This is a genomic window from Nonomuraea sp. LP-02 (assembly GCF_036289125.1).
GTDB lineage: Bacteria > Actinomycetota > Actinomycetes > Streptosporangiales > Streptosporangiaceae > Nonomuraea > Nonomuraea bangladeshensis.
Map to the genome: position 1 here is coordinate 1012748 of NZ_JAXCLK010000001.1, position 14841 is coordinate 1027588.

12 protein-coding genes are annotated in these 14841 nt (G+C 74.3%); 4 read left to right on the forward strand and 8 right to left on the reverse strand.

What is annotated here, in order from left to right:
• Positions 1-7: 7 nt before the first annotated feature.
• Together SMD20_RS04700 and SMD20_RS04705 are read left to right on the forward strand one after the other, a co-directional pair.
• Positions 8-637 (forward strand): nitroreductase family protein, encoded by a 630-nt coding sequence (locus tag SMD20_RS04700; protein ID WP_329575264.1) that lies wholly within the window; start codon positions 8-10, stop codon positions 635-637.
• A gap of 48 nt (positions 638-685) precedes the next feature.
• On the forward strand, positions 686-1516 hold the full coding sequence (locus SMD20_RS04705; protein ID WP_329575266.1) for an SAM-dependent methyltransferase: 831 nt from the start codon (positions 686-688) through the stop codon (positions 1514-1516).
• A gap of 4 nt (positions 1517-1520) precedes the next feature.
• Here SMD20_RS04705 and SMD20_RS04710 read toward each other — a convergent pair whose 3' ends face one another.
• Genes SMD20_RS04710 through SMD20_RS04725 form a run of 4 tightly spaced genes read right to left on the reverse strand, consistent with a single transcriptional unit; the run spans position 1521 to position 8230 of the window.
• Positions 1521-2912 carry a GH1 family beta-glucosidase gene (locus tag SMD20_RS04710; RefSeq protein ID WP_329575270.1) on the reverse strand — a complete coding sequence of 464 codons (1392 nt, stop codon included), beginning with the start codon at positions 2910-2912 and terminating at the stop codon, positions 1521-1523.
• Entirely contained in the window at positions 2909-5185 is a 2277-nt protein-coding gene (gene yicI / locus SMD20_RS04715) for an alpha-xylosidase (protein WP_329575273.1), read from the reverse strand. Before yicI ends, SMD20_RS04710 begins: the two co-directional genes overlap by 4 nt.
• Before the next feature lie 22 nt (positions 5186-5207).
• Positions 5208-7214 carry a beta-galactosidase gene (locus SMD20_RS04720; protein ID WP_329575276.1) on the reverse strand — a complete coding sequence of 669 codons (2007 nt, stop codon included), beginning with the start codon at positions 7212-7214 and terminating at the stop codon, positions 5208-5210.
• Positions 7211-8230 (reverse strand): LacI family DNA-binding transcriptional regulator, encoded by a 1020-nt coding sequence (locus tag SMD20_RS04725; protein ID WP_329575278.1) that lies wholly within the window; start codon positions 8228-8230, stop codon positions 7211-7213. Before SMD20_RS04725 ends, SMD20_RS04720 begins: the two co-directional genes overlap by 4 nt.
• Positions 8231-8312: 82 nt before the next feature.
• Between SMD20_RS04725 and SMD20_RS04730 the strand changes: the two genes are divergently transcribed.
• Positions 8313-9497, forward strand: a complete 1185-nt coding sequence (locus SMD20_RS04730) for an SGNH/GDSL hydrolase family protein (RefSeq protein WP_329575279.1) — start codon at positions 8313-8315, stop codon at positions 9495-9497.
• A gap of 10 nt (positions 9498-9507) precedes the next feature.
• Here the strand turns inward: SMD20_RS04730 and SMD20_RS04735 are convergent, their stop codons facing one another.
• From SMD20_RS04735 to SMD20_RS04750, 4 genes are all read right to left on the reverse strand, one after another.
• A complete protein-coding gene (locus SMD20_RS04735) occupies positions 9508-10713 on the reverse strand; it encodes a ferritin-like domain-containing protein (protein ID WP_329575282.1) in 1206 nt (401 codons plus the stop codon).
• A gap of 117 nt (positions 10714-10830) precedes the next feature.
• Complete coding sequence (locus SMD20_RS04740) at positions 10831-12051, reverse strand: PP2C family protein-serine/threonine phosphatase (protein ID WP_329575284.1); 1221 nt, start codon at positions 12049-12051, stop codon at positions 10831-10833.
• Between the two features lie 32 nt (positions 12052-12083).
• Positions 12084-12650: a dihydrofolate reductase family protein gene (locus tag SMD20_RS04745; protein ID WP_329575286.1), complete on the reverse strand. Its 567-nt coding sequence runs from the start codon at positions 12648-12650 to the stop codon at positions 12084-12086.
• 62 nt (positions 12651-12712) lie between these two features.
• Positions 12713-14488 carry an aldehyde ferredoxin oxidoreductase C-terminal domain-containing protein gene (locus tag SMD20_RS04750; RefSeq protein ID WP_329575287.1) on the reverse strand — a complete coding sequence of 592 codons (1776 nt, stop codon included), beginning with the start codon at positions 14486-14488 and terminating at the stop codon, positions 12713-12715.
• Positions 14489-14583: 95 nt separating this feature from the next.
• Between SMD20_RS04750 and SMD20_RS04755 the strand changes: the two genes are divergently transcribed.
• A complete protein-coding gene (locus tag SMD20_RS04755) occupies positions 14584-14778 on the forward strand; it encodes a DUF6203 family protein (RefSeq protein WP_329575288.1) in 195 nt (64 codons plus the stop codon).
• The last annotated feature ends 63 nt before the right edge of the window (positions 14779-14841 follow it).

Below are 14841 nucleotides of genomic sequence, written 5' to 3' on the forward strand. Positions count from 1 at the left end.
TGGGCCCATGACACCCGACGAGCTGCTCACCACCACCCGCAGCGTCCGCAAGCGCCTCGACCTGACCAGGCCCGTGCCGATGGAACTCGTCCGCGAGTGCCTGGAGATCGCGTTGCAGGCCCCCAGCGGCGGCAACGCCCAGGGCTGGCACTGGGTCGTGGTCACCGACCCGGAGCGGCGCAAGGCGATCGGCGACTACTACGGCCGGGCCACCCGCGCCTACCTCGCCTCGAAATCGTCGGCCGGCGCCCTGTTCCAGGACGACCCGGAGCGGGCGGCGGTGCAGCGGCGGGTCTCCGACAGCGCCGCCTACCTGGGCGAGCACATGGGGGAGGCGCCGGTCCTGGTGATCCCCTGCATCGAGGCGCCCAGGCTGCCCGAGGGCAACCAGGCCGGGCTGTGGGGGTCGCTGCTGCCGGCCGCGTGGAGCTACATGCTGGCCGCCCGCGCCCGCGGCCTCGGCACCGCCTGGACGAGCCTGCACCTGGTGTACGAGACCGAGATCGCCGAGTTGCTCGGCATCCCGGCCGACGTCCGGCAGGGCGCGCTCATCCCCACGGCCTACTACACGGGCGAGACGTTCAAGCCGGCCCGCAGGCAGCCGCTTGACGACGTTCTTCACCTCGACGGCTGGTGACGGGTTAAGATCACCGGCGTAATCCCCCCGTACCCCAAGGAGCCGGTGATGCCCGACAATGATCAGGAAAGCGCACCACAGGGGATAGACACCAGCAGGCCGAGCGTGTCGCGCGTCTACGACTTCATGCTCGGCGGCACCGACAACTACGCCGCCGACCGGCAGGTCGCCGAGCTGGCGCTGAAGATCGCGCCGGACGCGCCGCAGGCCGCCAGGGCCAACCGCGCGTTCCTGCGGCGCACGGTCCGCCACCTCGCGGGCGAGGCCGGCGTCCGGCAGTTCATCGACGTCGGCTCCGGCCTGCCCACCCAGGGCAACGTGCACGAGATCGCCCAGGCGGTCGCGCCCGGCACGCACGTCGTCTACGTCGACCACGACCCGATGGTGCAGGTCCACGGCGGGGCGCTGCTCGCCGACGACGACACGACGGCCGTGGTGCACGCCGACGCCCGCGAGCCGGAGAGCATCCTCGCCGACCCGCGCACGCGCGCCCTCATCGACTTCGACCGGCCGGTGGGGCTGCTGATGTTCGGGCTGCTGCACCACCTGGCCGACGAGGAGGACCCGGCCGGCATCGTGGCCCGCCTGGTGGCGCCGCTCGCCCCCGGCAGCCACGTGGTCATCTCCCACTTCCACAACCCGGGCGCGGCCCACCCCGAGGTCGCCGCGCAGGCGGCCGAGGCCGAGAGGCTGTTCAACGAGCATCTCGGCACCGGCCGCTGGCGCACCCGCGAGGAGCTGCTGGCCTACTTCGACGGCCTGGAGCTGCTGGAGCCCGGCCTCGTGCCGCTGCCGGAATGGCGGCCGGACGAGGGCGACGACGCCGGTCTCGGGATCACCTACCACACCTTCGTCGGCGGGGTGGGGCGCAAGCCGTAGCGGCTCACTCGGGCAGCTTGCCCGCGGCCACCACGTCGCGATACCAGTGGGCGCTGTCCTTCCAGGTGCGCTCCATCGTCTGCCGGTCCACCCGGACGATGCCGAACCGCTTGGCGTAGCCGTGCGCCCACTCGAAGTTGTCCATCAGCGACCACACGAAGTAGCCGCGCACGTCCGCGCCGCCCGCGATGGCCTCGGCCACGGCGGACAGGTGCCGGCGCAGGTAGTCGACCCGGTCGGCGTCGTGGACCAGCCCGTCCGGCCCGACCGGGTCGGGGAACGCGGCGCCGTTCTCGGTGATCATGAGGGGCAGGCCCGGGTAGTCGCGGTCCAGGCGCAGCAGCAGCTCGGTCAGGCCGGTCTCGTCGATGTTCCAGCCCATCTCGGTGTACGGGCCGGGCTGGCGTACGAACTCCACGTCCTCGCAGGCGATCCACGGGGAGGCGGCCCCGTCCTGGTGGCCGTCGGCCGTCTCCTTCGCGGCGGAGCCGTCCCAGTGCCGCACCAGCGTCGGGTTGTAGTAGTTGACGCCGAGCACGTCCAGCGGCTGGCGGGCGGCGGCCTCGTCGCCGTCGCGCACGAACGACCAGTCGGTCACCGAGGAGGTGGCCTCGATGAGGTCGCGCGGGTAGGCGCCCTCCAGCATCGGCCCAAGGAAGGCCAGGTTGGACAGGGCGTCCGCCTTGCGCACCGCCGCCGCGTCCGCCTCGGACACGCCGCGCACGTGGTGCAGGTTGAGCGTGACCGACATCTGCGCGTCCCTGGCCGCGGTCGAGCGGAGCGCCTGCACCGCCAGGCCGTGCCCGAGGTTGAGATGGTGGACGGCGGCCAGCGCCGCGGCCGGATCGGTGCGGGCCGGGGCGTGCACGCCGGAGGCGTAGCCCAGGTACGCCGAGCACCACGGCTCGTTCAGCGTGATCCAGGTGTGCACGCGGTCGCCGTACCGCTCGCCCATCAGGCGGGCGTACTCGGCGAAGCGCAGCGCGGTGTCGCGGGCCGGCCAGCCGCCCGCGTCCTCCAGCTCCTGCGGCAGGTCCCAGTGGTAGAGGGTGGCGACGGGGGCGATGCCACGGGCCAGCAGGCCGTCGATGAGCCGGTCGTAGAAGGCCGCGCCGGGCTCGTTCAGCCCGCCGGTGCCGCCCGGCTGGACGCGCGGCCAGGAGATCGAGAAGCGGTAGGCGCCGACGCCGAGCCCGGCCAGCAGGTCGAGGTCGGACTCCAGCCGGTGGTAGTGGTCGCAGGCGAGGTCACCGGTGTCGCCGCCCGCGACCAGGCCAGGGGTGTGCGAGAAGGTGTCCCAGATGGACGGGCCGCGGCCGTCCTCGTTCCAGGCGCCCTCGACCTGGTAGGCGGCGGTGGCGGTGCCCCACAGGAAGCTCTCGGGGAAGGTCGTCATGCTGCTCCTTCAAGGATGATCTCGATCTCGTCGATGTCCGGCCCGGCGGTCGCCCGCACACCGCCGGCCAGCAGGTTCCAGGACGTGGCCGCGCCCTCGACGCGCCGGGCCCGCACCCGCTCGCCGTCCCGCGACACCTCGAAGACCGCCCCGATGCCCCCGTCCACGGTGGGAACGGTAACAGTGCGGTGATCGCCGTCCGCGAGCCGGTACGCCCGCAGGGTCACGCCGTCGGCGTAGTCGTAGTCGGGCCGGTCCTCGCGCGCGCCGACCGGCAGCACCGCGCCCGGCCGCACCAGCAGCGGCAGGCTGTCGAAGCCGTGCACCTCGGTGTGCCAGCCGGGGCCCGTCACCGTCCCGCCGTCCAGCAGGCGGGTCCACTCGCCGGCGGGCACGTAGTAGGAGACCTCGCCCCCGGCCGACAGCACCGGCGCGACCAGCAGGTCCGGGCCCAGCATGTACTGGGCGTCGAGGTGGTCGCAGGCCCGGTCGCCGGGGAACTCCAGCTGCATCGCCCGCATCACCGGCAGCCCGTCCGTGGTCGCGCGCACCGCGGCCCCGTACAGGTAGGGCATGAGCCGCGCCTTGAGCCTGGTGAACGCGCGCAGCACGGTCACCGACTCCTCGTCGAACAGCCACGGCACCCGGTACGACGAGCTGCCGTGCAGCCGGCTGTGCGACGACAGCAGCCCGAAGGCCACCCACCGCTTGAACACCGCGGGATCCGGCCGGCCCTCGAACCCGCCGATGTCGTGGCTCCAGAACCCGAACCCGGCCAGGCCGAGGGAGAGCCCGCCGCGCAGCGACTCGGCCATCGCCTCGAACGTGGACTCGCAGTCGCCGCCCCAGTGCACCGGCAGCCGCTGCCCGCCGACGGTCGCCGACCGGGCGAACAGCACGGCGGGGCCGCGCTCGGCCAGCACGTCGTGGACGGTCTCGTTGTAGAGCAGCGTGTAGTAGTTGTGCATGCGCTCGGGGTCGGAGCCGTCGGCGTAGGCCACGTCGGTGGGGACGCGCTCGCCGAAGTCGGTCTTGAACGCGTCCACGCCCATGTCGAGCAGCGCGCGCAGCTTGCCCGCGTACCACTCCCGGGCGGCCGGCGAGGTGAAGTCGACCAGCGCGCGCCCCGCCTGCCAGTGGTCGTCCTGCCACACGGTGCCGTCCGGGCGGCGCAGCAGGTGGCCGAGCCGCCGGCCCTCGTCGAACAGCGCCGACGCCTGCCCGATGTACGGGTTGATCCACACGCACACCCGCAGCCCGCGCTCCTTGAGCCGGCGCAGCATGCCCTCGGGGTCCGGGAACGTCTCCGGGTCCCACTCGAAGTCGCACCAGCGGTAGCGGCGCATCCAGAAGCAGTCGAAGTGCAGCACGCTGAGCGGGATGTCCCGCTCGGCCATCCCGGACGCGAACGACGTGACCGTGGCCTCGTCGTAGTCGGTGGTGAACGACGTGGACAGCCAGAGCCCGAACGACCAGGCGGGCGGCAGCGCCGGACGGCCGGTCAGCGCGGTGTAGCGGCGCAGGATGTCGGCCGGCGTCGGGCCGTGGATCACCAGGTACTCCAGCTCGTGCCCCTCGACGCTGAACTGCACCCGCGACACCGTCTCCGACCCCACCTCGAACGACACCCGCCCCGGATGGTTGACGAACACGCCGTAGCCGCGGTTGGTCAGGTAGAACGGGATGTTCTTGTAGGCCAGCTCGCTGGCCGTGCCGCCGTCGTCGTTCCAGATGTCGACGCTCTGCCCGTTGCGCACCAGCGGGCCGAAGCGCTCGCCGAGCCCGTACACCAGCTCCCCGGCGCCCAGCCGGAGCTGCTCGACCAGGAAGTGCCGCCCGCCGGCGTCCTCCATGACGGCGAGGCTCCTGCCGTCGCCGCGGGTCAGCTCCCTGCCGCCGGCGCTGAACGCCAGCTCCCACGGCGCGTCCCTGCGCAGCCGCGCGGTGAGTGAGCCGCTGGTCAGGCTCGCGTGGCCGGCGTCCACGTCGATCCCGGCCGCGACCGGCTCCCCGCGCAGCTCGAAGACGGGGGAGTCCGGCACCGACCCGGCGAGGTGCACCACGCGGACGCTGATCACGTCCGGCATCGGCGAGGAGACGTCCACGCGCAGGACCGGGCCGTCGATGGTGGCGCCGCGGTGGGTGATCGGCCGGGTGGGCGCGAGGATCCGTAGGGACCCGCCCGCCTGGTCCGCCGTCACGTCGTGGGCCGCGGCGGCGTACGAGGCCCGCACGCCCGGCCGCATCCGCCAGTAACCGTCCTTGAACTTCATCCCGTCCGCCCCAGAGGTCGAGTCACGTGCGCCGGCGCAGCGCGGCGACCGCGCGCGGCGGCAGGGTAACGGGGCCGTCGGCGACGGCTCCGGTCAGCAGGTCCTCGCAGCGTCCGCCGGGGTCCACGCGGGCGGTCGCGGCGCCGTGGTTCAGCAGGAACAGCACCTCGCCGCGGCGTACCGCCTCGACGCCCGGCGGCAGCTCGGCGACCTCGCCGCGCACGCCCGCGTCCGCCAGCGCCCGCGCCATCACCTCGGCGAGGGCGGCGGGCTCCGGCAGGGTGGCGACGTACCAGGCGACGCCGTCGCCGGCGCGGTGCCGCAGCACCGCCGGCCGCCCGGCCAGGTCGCCGCCGGTGAACCCGGCCACGGCCTCGGCCCCTTCGGCGGCCATCAGCTCGGTCCAGGTGTGCGCGGTGAACGCGTCGCCGTCGCGCCAGCGGCAGCCGACCTCGCCCGCCGCGGGCAGCCACTCCTCGCCGGAGGCGCCGAGCACCGCGCGCAGCGGCGCGGGGAACCGCCCGGTGCGTACGTGCCCGTCCGGGTCCACCACCCCGGAGAACGGGCCGACGACCAGCGTGCCGCCGCCCCGTACGTACGCGGTCAGCGCGTCCGCGTCCCGGTCGGTGACGAGGAACAGGTTCGGGACGACGACCAGCGCGTACCCGCCCAGCTCGGCGCCCGGCGGCACCACGTCCACGCCGACGCCCCGCTCCCACAGCGGCAGGTAGTAGGCGAGCAGCTGCTCGTCGGCCCGCAGCCGGTCGCTCGGCCGGCCCGGCTCCTCCAGCGCCCACCAGCTCTCCCAGCCGAACACCAGCGCCACCCGCGCCGGCACCGGCTGCCCCGCCACCCCGCCGAGCCTCCGCAGCTCCCGCCCGTGCGCGCGCACCTCGCGGTGCAGCCGGGTGCTGGGGCCGGCGTGCGGCACCATCGCCGAGTGGAAGCGTTCGGCGCCGAAGCGGGAGGCGCGCCACTGGAAGTAGCACAGGCCGTCCGCGCCCCGGGCCAGCGCCTGCAGCGACTCCAGCCGGAGCTGCCCCGGCGGCTTGGGCAGGTTGTGCGGCCGCCAGTTGACCGCGCCGGCCGCCTGCTCCATCAGCAGCCACGGCCGGCCGCCCGCCAGGCCGCGCATGAGGTCGTGGACCAACGCGGTGCGCGCCGGGGCGAGCGGGTCGCCCGGGTCGGGGTAGCAGTCGTTGGAGACGACGTCCTCCTCGGCGGCCCACCTCCAGGCGTCCACCGGCTTGAACAGCCCCATGAAGTTGGTGGTGACCGGGATGTCCGGCGTGTGCTCGCGCAGCACGTCACGCTCGGCGCGGAAGTGGTCGAGCAGCGCGTCGGAGCAGAACCGCTGCCAGTCGAGGCTCTGCGTCGGGTTCACCAGGTACGGGGCCCGGCGCGGCGGCAGGATCTCCGCCCAGCCGGAGTAACGCTGGCTCCAGAACGTGGTGCCCCACGCCGCGTTGAGCGCGTCCAGGCCGCCGTAGCGCCGCTCCAGCCAGGTGCGGAACGCCTGCGCCGAGACGTCGCAGTGGCAGACCTGGCCGTACTCGTTGCCCACGTGCCAGAGAGCGAGCGCGGGGTGGCCCGCGTAGCGGGCGGCGAGGTCGCGCACGAGGCCGAGCGCCCGCTCCCGGTAGACCGGCGAGGACGGGCAGAACTGGTTGCGCGAGCCGTACCAGAGCCGGTGTCCCGAGGCGTCCACCGGCAGCGTCTCCGGCTGGAGATGCCCCAGCCACGGCGGCGGCGAGGCGGTCGGGGTGGCGAGGTCCACCGCGATCCCGGCGCCGGCCATCAGGTCCATGACCCGGTCCAGCCAGCCGAAGTCGCGCGCCCCCGGCTCCGGCTCCAGCCGCGCCCAGCTGAACACGCCGACCGTCACCAGGTTGACCCCGGCGTCGCGCATCAGCGCGACGTCCTCGGCCCAGACCTCCTCCGGCCACTGCTCGGGGTTGTAGTCACCGCCGAACAGCAGGCCACGGCCTGCCGTGAGGCGCTCCAGCCCACTCACGCGCAGCCCGCTCATGCGCCGGCTCGCGGGGGACCCGAGCTGCCGCCGGGCACCAGCTGGCACGGCACCAGCCGCTGCCGCGGGGGACCGTCGCCCTGGAGCCGGTCGATGAGCATGCGCGCGCCGAGCCGGCCGAGCTCGGCGCTCGGCGGCTCCAGCGTCGTCAGGCTGGGGTGGAACATCGCCGCCGCCCGCGCCGACGACAGCACCAGCACCACCGTCAGGTCCTCCGGGACGCGCCAGCCGCGCGCCGCCACGCCCGCGAGCACGCCGGCCGCCGCGTGGTCGTCGGCCACGGCCAGCGCCGTCACGCCGGGGCGCTCGGCCATCAGCCGCTCGAACGCCTGCCTGCCCTCCTCGGCCGAGCCCGGCAGGAAGCCGTCCACGTAGCCGATGCCCGCCTCGCGGGCGGCCGCGGCGAACTCCGCTGCCATCCGGGCCGCCGGGCCGTAGCCCTCGGCGTACCGGCCGGGGGAGAGGTTGAAGAAGGCCAGCTCGCGGTGGCCGAGCCCGGCCACGTGCGCGACCGCGTCGCGGGCGGTGGCGGCGAAGTCGATGTCGGCGTGGTCGATCGCGTCCGGCTCGCGGGTGCGGCCGATCATCGCGAACGGCACCCCGGCCGCGGACAGGAACTCCGTCCGCTCGTCGTCCAGCCGCACCTCCATGAGCAGCACGCCGTCCACCAGCCCGAGGCCGGTGAGGTGGCGCAACTCGTCGATCGGGTCGGCGCTCTCCGGCGACAGCAGCAGGTGGTAGCCCAGCTCCTTGGCGGCCTCGGCGGCGCCGGTCGCGAAGAGCATCTCCGTGTGGCCGAAGCCGCCGCCCGGCGTGGGGAACAGCAGCGCGAGGATCCTGGTCCGCTTGCTCTGCAGGCCGCGCGCCAGCAGGTTCGGGCGGTAGCCGAGCTCGGCGGCGGCCTGCTCGATGCGCCGCTTGGTGGCCGCGGCCACCGGCCGGGTGCCGTTGAGCGCGGCGGAGACCGTGCTGACCGCGACCTGGGCCCGCGCGGCCACGTCACGTAACGAGGACATCAGACTCCCGACGGGAGGGGTTGTCGAAACGTTTCGCACAACCTAAAGTCCGTTTTGTGCGGATGTCAACGGGCTTATTTCCATGAGCGGTCACTGGGTGGACACCTGGACCGCGACGCCCCAGCGGATCGAGCCCGGCGACCTGCCGCCCCCGCCGTACGCGGGCGGCGGCAGTCCAGGCGGCCCCGTCCTGGCGGACGCCACGCTCCGGCAGACCATCAGGGTCTCGGCGGGCGGCCCCCGCCTGCGGCTGCGGCTGTCGAACGCCTTCGGGACCGCGCCCCTGCCCGTCACCAGGCTCGCCGTGGCCCGTCCCGCCGGCGGCCGGGCGGGCGTGAGCGCGATCGAGCCGGGCACCTCCCGGCCGCTGACCTTCTCCGGCCATACCCGCGTCGTCGTGCCGCCCGGCGCGCAGGCGGTGTCCGACCCGGTGGACGTGCCGCTCGCGCCCGGCTCGGTCGTCGCCGTCACCGCCTACCTCGCGGACGGCCTGCCCTCGGTGGCGGTCACCGGGCATCCCGGGTCGCGTACGACCTCCCATCTCGCGCGCGGCGACCAGTGCGAGGCCGTCGATCTCGCCGGGGCGACGCCCGTGGACCACTGGTACCTGCTGAGCGCCGCCGAGGTGCACGCCGATCCGGGGACGTACGCGCTGGTCCTGCTGGGCGACTCGCTGACCGACGGCCGCGGCTCCACCACCAACGGCAACGACCGCTGGCCGGACCGCCTCGCCGATCTGCTCGGCGGGGCCGCGCCCGCCATCGCCAACCAGGCGACGGGCGGCAACCGGGTGCTCGCCGACGGCCTCGGCCCGAGCGCGCTGGCCCGCCTGGACCGCGACGTCCTGGCCCGCAGCGGCGCCCGCTGGCTGATCGTCTTCGAGGGCGTCAACGACCTCGGCGTCGCCGATCCCTCCCCGGCCGCGCAGAAGCGGACGGCCGCCGACCTGGTCGCGGGCTACGAGCAGATCGTGACCCGCGCGCACGCCGCCGGCCTCACCGTGTACGGGGCGACGCTCACGCCGTTCGGCGGGCACGACTACGACGACCCCGGCGGCTGCAGGGAGGCCGCCCGTCAGGCGGTCAACGACTGGATCCGCACCGGCGGCCGGTTCGACGCGGTGATCGACTTCGATCGCGCGGTCCGCGACCCGGCGGAGCCGCGGCGGCTGCGGGCGGCCTTCGACGGGGGCGACGGCCTCCACCTGAGCCCGGCCGGATACCAGGCGCTGGCCGAGGCGGTGCCCGCCGGGCTGTTCGCGCGGTAGCGCGGGAGGGTCAGCGGCGGCTCATGGCCAGGCTGTGGACCGGGTGCTCGCCCTCGGTCTGCAGCCGGTACTCCCGCCCGGACTTGGCGCGGTTCTCCGCGATCACCCGCTCGGAGGCCGGCTGCTCGCCGCCCATGAGCGCCTCCTGCATCTTCTCGAACCGCTCGTGGGCCTCCTGGACGTAGCCGGTGCCGAGCGTCGTGTAGTCGATCTGGGTGGCCAGCAGTTCGCGCAGGTACGCCTTGTTCGGCTCGAACGTCACCGCCTGCGGCAGCTCCGGCGCGCACACCTGCTCGGGGTCGCGGCCGTCGTACTTCCTGAACAGCTCGGCCGCCAGCCGCAGGTGCTCCAGCTCCATGTTGAGATGCAGCTCCCAGATGTTCTTCACCTTGGGGTCGGACTCGGTCTGCAGGAACGAGTGGTAGAGGTAGCACTCGTTGTACTCGTGGTTGAGCAGCATCTCCCACCAGCTCTCGCCCGGGTCCACCAGGGACTCGTAGTGGGTGACGTGCTCCTCCTCCACCATCCCGATCTCCTGGTAGAGCTGCCGGGCGATCGGCTCCATGTAGGTCGGGCCGACGTTCATGTAGAAGTTCATCGTCTGCTGCTCGGCGGCCATGATCGTCAGCGCGTGCAGCTTGGAGATCGGCGCGGCGCTGGAGCGGTCATAGGGCTCGCGCACGTTGTCCACGGGGTTGCGGTGATGCAGGTACGTCGGCCGTCCCGGCATGACCTCGGTCAGGTTGTCGACGATCTTCTCCGCCTTGCGGTGCTCGATCATCTCGTACAGGTTGGCATAGCGGTAAAGGTGGTCGAAGTCCTCCAGCACGCCGAACTGGTAGGCCTGCTGCAGGTACGGATCCGGCTCCATGCGGGCCACCCACGCGGTCAGGTCCACGGCGACCTGCTCGTAGGAGATCGTCGTCTCCAGCACCGAGGACACGCCGGGCAGCAGCCAGTTGACCGCCTTCTGCTGCTGGGCCTCGATGTAGCGGGAGCGGGCCAGCTGCTGCTTCAGCTCGATGTCCGGGCAGTGCCGGGCGAGCTGGTGGCTGAACAGGATCGCCTCGATCTCGATGCCGTTCATCGTGATGATGCGGCAGAGCGTGTAGGGGTCGCAGTGGTCGGGGTCGACGGGGGTCACGTTCAGCTCGCGCCAGTTCCGCAGCTGCTTGTCCAGCGGGATACCCCGCTCCTGCAATGGGTTGAAAGGCATGGCGCCGGGCTCCTTGCGTTGGTCGGGAACATCCGGTTTCCGGCGTACCCGGCGCCTTTGTGGACAACCTCCCGTCCTGATCGGCTGAGAGGCTGGAGATGGTAATGCCGTCGCAGGTCACGACAGGGTGAGGAGGCGGTGCCGCGCGCCGTACCACTCGACGGTCATCACCGTGGCGTCGTCCTGCAGCCGGTCGCCCTGGTGCCGCAGGATGGCCTGGATGAGCCGGCGCAGCGTCTCCGGCGCCGACACGCCGTCGGCCTCGTGCCGCACCACGAAGTCGGCGAAGCGCTCCAGCCCGAACACCTCGCCGTCCGGGCTGCGCGCCTCCACGACGCCGTCGGTGTAGAACAGCAGCCGGTCGCCGGGTTCGAGCTGGTAGCGCAGCAGCCCCCTGGACACGCCCAGCCCGAAGCCCATCGGCGGATCGGGCATGGGGACGGTCTCCAGCCTCGCCACCAGCCGGCCGCCGCGGATCACCAGCGGCGGGTGGTGGCCGCGGTTGACCCAGTGCAGCATGCCGGTCCGCAGGTGCAGCGAGGCCAGGAGGCCGGTCGCGTACCGGCCTCTGAACTGCTCCTTGATCGCGGCGTCCACCGCCTCGCTCACCTCGGGCAGCCCCACGCCCAGGCGCCGGTTGTGCCGGGACGCGGCCATCGCGACCGAGGCGGTCAGCCCGGCCGCCGTGTCGTGCCCCATCGCGTCGAACAGTGACGTGTGCAGGACGTCCCCGTCGATCGCGTAGTCGTAGGCGTCGCCGCCCACCTCGTACGCGGGCTCCATGGCGGCGCTGACCACCACCCCCTCGCTCGCCAACGTGCCCGGCGGCAGCAGGCTCCACATGACCTCCGCCGACAGCGTCATCGGCCGGGACCGTACCAGCCGGGCGTGGGAGTCGCTGTGGGGGCGTTTGCTGACGATCAGCACCGCGATCAGCGCGCCGAGCTGCGCGGCCCGCCACTCGGTCAGCTCCGGGTCCTCGTCCGGCACGTCCGTCCCGAGCACCCCGATGCGCTCGGTGCCGTCCAGCAGCGGCACCCACAGCCGGCGCGGGCCGCCGCCCGGGCCCGGCGTCGTGTACACGTGCGACACCGTGCGGAACGCCCGGCCCGGCAGCGTGGTGTCGACGCCGAGCCGCTCCAGCGGGCGGCCGGCCGCGTCGTGCTGCCCCGGCAGCGGCACCAGGGTCTGCTGCTGCAGGTCAGCGACGTAGATCAGGGCGCCGGAGAAGCCCATCGTCGCGGCGTGCTCGGCGACCAGGGCCGGCAGGTCCTCCATGGTGGCCAGATGGCTGGCCGCCAGCAGGCCTCCCAGGGCGCGCTCGCCGTCGCTCCGCATCGACTCCTCCTTCCGGGGCGGATGGACCGTCCCTACCCGCGCGGAACGGGATCACCCGGCGGCGGGACCCGCCACCACAGGTGCGTGGCCTGCGGGGCCTGCGTGACGCTGAGCCGTTCGAGGCCGACGGGCACGCCGCCCGGGCGGTCGAAGAGGCGGACGCCGTCGCCGAGCAGGACGGGCGCGACGAACACCAGGATCTCGTCCAGGACCCCCGCCTCCAGGCACTGCCGGGCCACGTCCGCGCCGAGCACGTTGACGTACTTGCCGCCCGCCGCCTCCTTCGCGGTGGCGACGGCGGTGGCGAGGTCGCCGGCGAACACCACGCCCGGCACCGGCTCGGCGGGGGCGTGGTGGGTCAGCACGACCTGCGGGCCGCTCCAGCCGCCGCCGAACGCCTGGCCCTCGCCTTCCGTGCCCCGGTGCGGGTCGTCGCCGCCGAACGTGCGCCGGCCCACGAGGAGCGAGCCGATCCGCCCGGCGAGGTCCTCGACGAAGGGATCGGGCCCGAGGTACGGGGCCAGCCAGGACATGTCGCCGCCCGGCCCGGCGATGAAGCCGTCCAGGGACATCGTCGCGGAGTAGAGGAGTTTGCTCATGCCTCATGAGACACCGCCCGCGCGGGCAACTCACCGCGCCCGGCGAGCCGGCCGACGGGGCTCTACCAGCGGAGCTCGGCGTGGAACGCCGCCCGCGCCTCGGCGAACGCCTCCCGCTCCAGCACCGCCCCCTGGTACGGCCCCTCGGCGACCGGCTCCTCGTGCAGCCGCGCGGGCAGCTCCTCCCGGCCCGCCAGGCCCTCCCTGGCGGCGTAGGCGCGCATCGCGTCCAGCCGCTCCTGCCCGGCCGCCAGCAGCTCCGCGACCGGGAACTCGCGGCCCAGCACGGCGGCGGCCAGCCCGGTCAGCCGGTCCAGCGTCAGCGGGCGGGTGGGGGAGGAGGCGAACAGACACACGTTGAGCGCGTCCAGGGCGCTCCACAGCCGCAGCAGGCGGGCGGTGCGCGTGCCCCGCTCCGCGTCCAGGCGGCCGGCCGGCGCCGGCTCCGCCCCGATCCGCGCCGCCTCGGGGAAGCAGTACGTGAGCCCCTCCACCGGATCGAAGTCCAGGTCGTGCTCCAGGGCGTCGTAACGGGGGCCGCCGGGAGCGAGCGCGTAGCCGAGGCCGAGCCCCGGCTGGACGCGCGGGTCGAAACAGGGCAGCTCGGCGCCCTTGACCGTCATCGCGTACCGGGCGGCCTCCGGGCCCAGCGCGGCGGCCGCGCGGGCGGCGCCCCCGGCCAGCAGGTCGCCCAGCTCGCCCGTCCGGTGCGCCACGTCCGCGACCAGGCCGGGCAGGGCCGCCGCGGCGCCGAACGCGGGCCCGCCGGGCAGCAGGCCGCGCCCGGCGCACTCCATGGCGAAGGCCAGCGTGCCGCCCAGGCTGACCGGGTCGAGGCCGAGGTCGTTGCAGAGGGCGTTCGCGGCCAGCACGGTGTCGAGGTCGTCGATGCCGAGGTTCCAGCCGAGCGACGGGAACGCCTCCTGCCCGAGCCCGCCCGAGCGGCGCTCCGGCGCGGACGGCGGGGCGTACACCTTGAGGCAGTCGTTGGGGCAGCCCGGGCAGGCGCCGCGCAACGTTCCCGCGCGGCCCGCGTAGCCGCCCTCCTGAGGGGCGCGCAGACCGGCCGCGGCCGTGACGGAGAAGTTGCGCACGGCGACGTAGCCGGGCGCGGGCGGCTCGCCCGTCCACCCCGCGAACCCCGGCTCGCCGTGCTGCCAGGCCGCGAGCCGGTTGCCGGGCAGCGCCTCCCGGTAGAAGGCGGCGACGTCCGCCAGCGCCCCGGGATCGGCGACCGGCGCCTCGGCGTCGCCCGCGCACACCAGGGCCTTGAGGTTCTTGGCGCCGAACACCGCGCCGATCCCGTACCGGGCGGCCGGGTGGGCGAGGTCGGTGACGACGCTCGCGTACCTGACCAGGTTCTCCCCGGCCGGGCCGATCGCCGCCACGGAGGCGTCGCGGCCGTGCCTGGCCCTGAGCGCGTCGGTGGTGGCGGCCGTGCCGAGGCCGCGCAGCTCCTCCGCGTCGCGCACGCTGACCTCGCCGTTCTCCACCAGCAGGTACGACAGCCGCGCCGCCCGCCCGGTCACCGCCAGCGCCCGCACCCCGGCCGCCCGCATCCCGGCCGCGAACGGGCCGAGCGCGTGCGCCTCCCCGGCCACCCCGGTCAACGGCGACTTGGCCAGGAACACCGCCTTGGCCAGGCCGGGCGCGCGGACGCCACCGAGCCGGCCGGCGGCCACGAACAGCAGCGCCCGCGGGTCGTACGGGTCCAGGCCGGGCGGCGTGCGCTCGGTCATCAGCCGCAGGCCGAGGATCGTCCCGTCGTAGTGGCCGGGCTCGTCGTCCCGGCGCTCGCGTTCGACGGCTCCGCTGGTCAGGTCCACGATGGTCGGCACGGCACGTACGACATCACACCTCACAATGCGGGCGCAAACCGGCGCGGGCGCAGGTGCCTGGTGCGGCCGGCGACGATCCGGGCAGAGGAAGGCCCATGAAACGGTTCCTCAAGGTCCTCCTGGCGCGCCGCCTGGCCGCGACCCCCGTCGGCGCGGCGCTCCTCGCTCTCGGCTGGTTACTCAACCGCCGCCGCCGCAAGCACCAGGCCCACCCCGTCCCCGCACCCCGCTCCTCCCGCTCCCGCCGTCGCTCCGCCGGCTTCTCCGGCCGCCGCCCCTCCCACCGCTGACCCAGGAGCGAGGCCGCGCTGATCGGCTCAGCGGGGGTGCCGAGAGTGGGGCTGCGCCGGCGG

What these genes read in the sequence shown, in the direction of transcription:
- SMD20_RS04720 (WP_329575276.1), bottom strand. Translation starts at nt 7,214, where the DNA reads ATGAGCGGGCTGCGCGTGAGTGGGCTGGAGCGCCTCACGGCAGGCCGT.
- SMD20_RS04705 (WP_329575266.1), top strand. Translation starts at nt 686, where the DNA reads ATGCCCGACAATGATCAGGAAAGCGCACCACAGGGGATAGACACCAGC.
- yicI (WP_329575273.1), bottom strand. Translation starts at nt 5,185, where the DNA reads ATGAAGTTCAAGGACGGTTACTGGCGGATGCGGCCGGGCGTGCGGGCC.
- SMD20_RS04735 (WP_329575282.1), bottom strand. Translation starts at nt 10,713, where the DNA reads ATGCCTTTCAACCCATTGCAGGAGCGGGGTATCCCGCTGGACAAGCAG.
- SMD20_RS04745 (WP_329575286.1), bottom strand. Translation starts at nt 12,650, where the DNA reads ATGAGCAAACTCCTCTACTCCGCGACGATGTCCCTGGACGGCTTCATC.
- SMD20_RS04710 (WP_329575270.1), bottom strand. Translation starts at nt 2,912, where the DNA reads ATGACGACCTTCCCCGAGAGCTTCCTGTGGGGCACCGCCACCGCCGCC.
- SMD20_RS04730 (WP_329575279.1), top strand. Translation starts at nt 8,313, where the DNA reads ATGAGCGGTCACTGGGTGGACACCTGGACCGCGACGCCCCAGCGGATC.
- SMD20_RS04700 (WP_329575264.1), top strand. Translation starts at nt 8, where the DNA reads ATGACACCCGACGAGCTGCTCACCACCACCCGCAGCGTCCGCAAGCGC.
- SMD20_RS04725 (WP_329575278.1), bottom strand. Translation starts at nt 8,230, where the DNA reads ATGTCCTCGTTACGTGACGTGGCCGCGCGGGCCCAGGTCGCGGTCAGC.
- SMD20_RS04755 (WP_329575288.1), top strand. Translation starts at nt 14,584, where the DNA reads ATGAAACGGTTCCTCAAGGTCCTCCTGGCGCGCCGCCTGGCCGCGACC.
- SMD20_RS04740 (WP_329575284.1), bottom strand. Translation starts at nt 12,051, where the DNA reads ATGCGGAGCGACGGCGAGCGCGCCCTGGGAGGCCTGCTGGCGGCCAGC.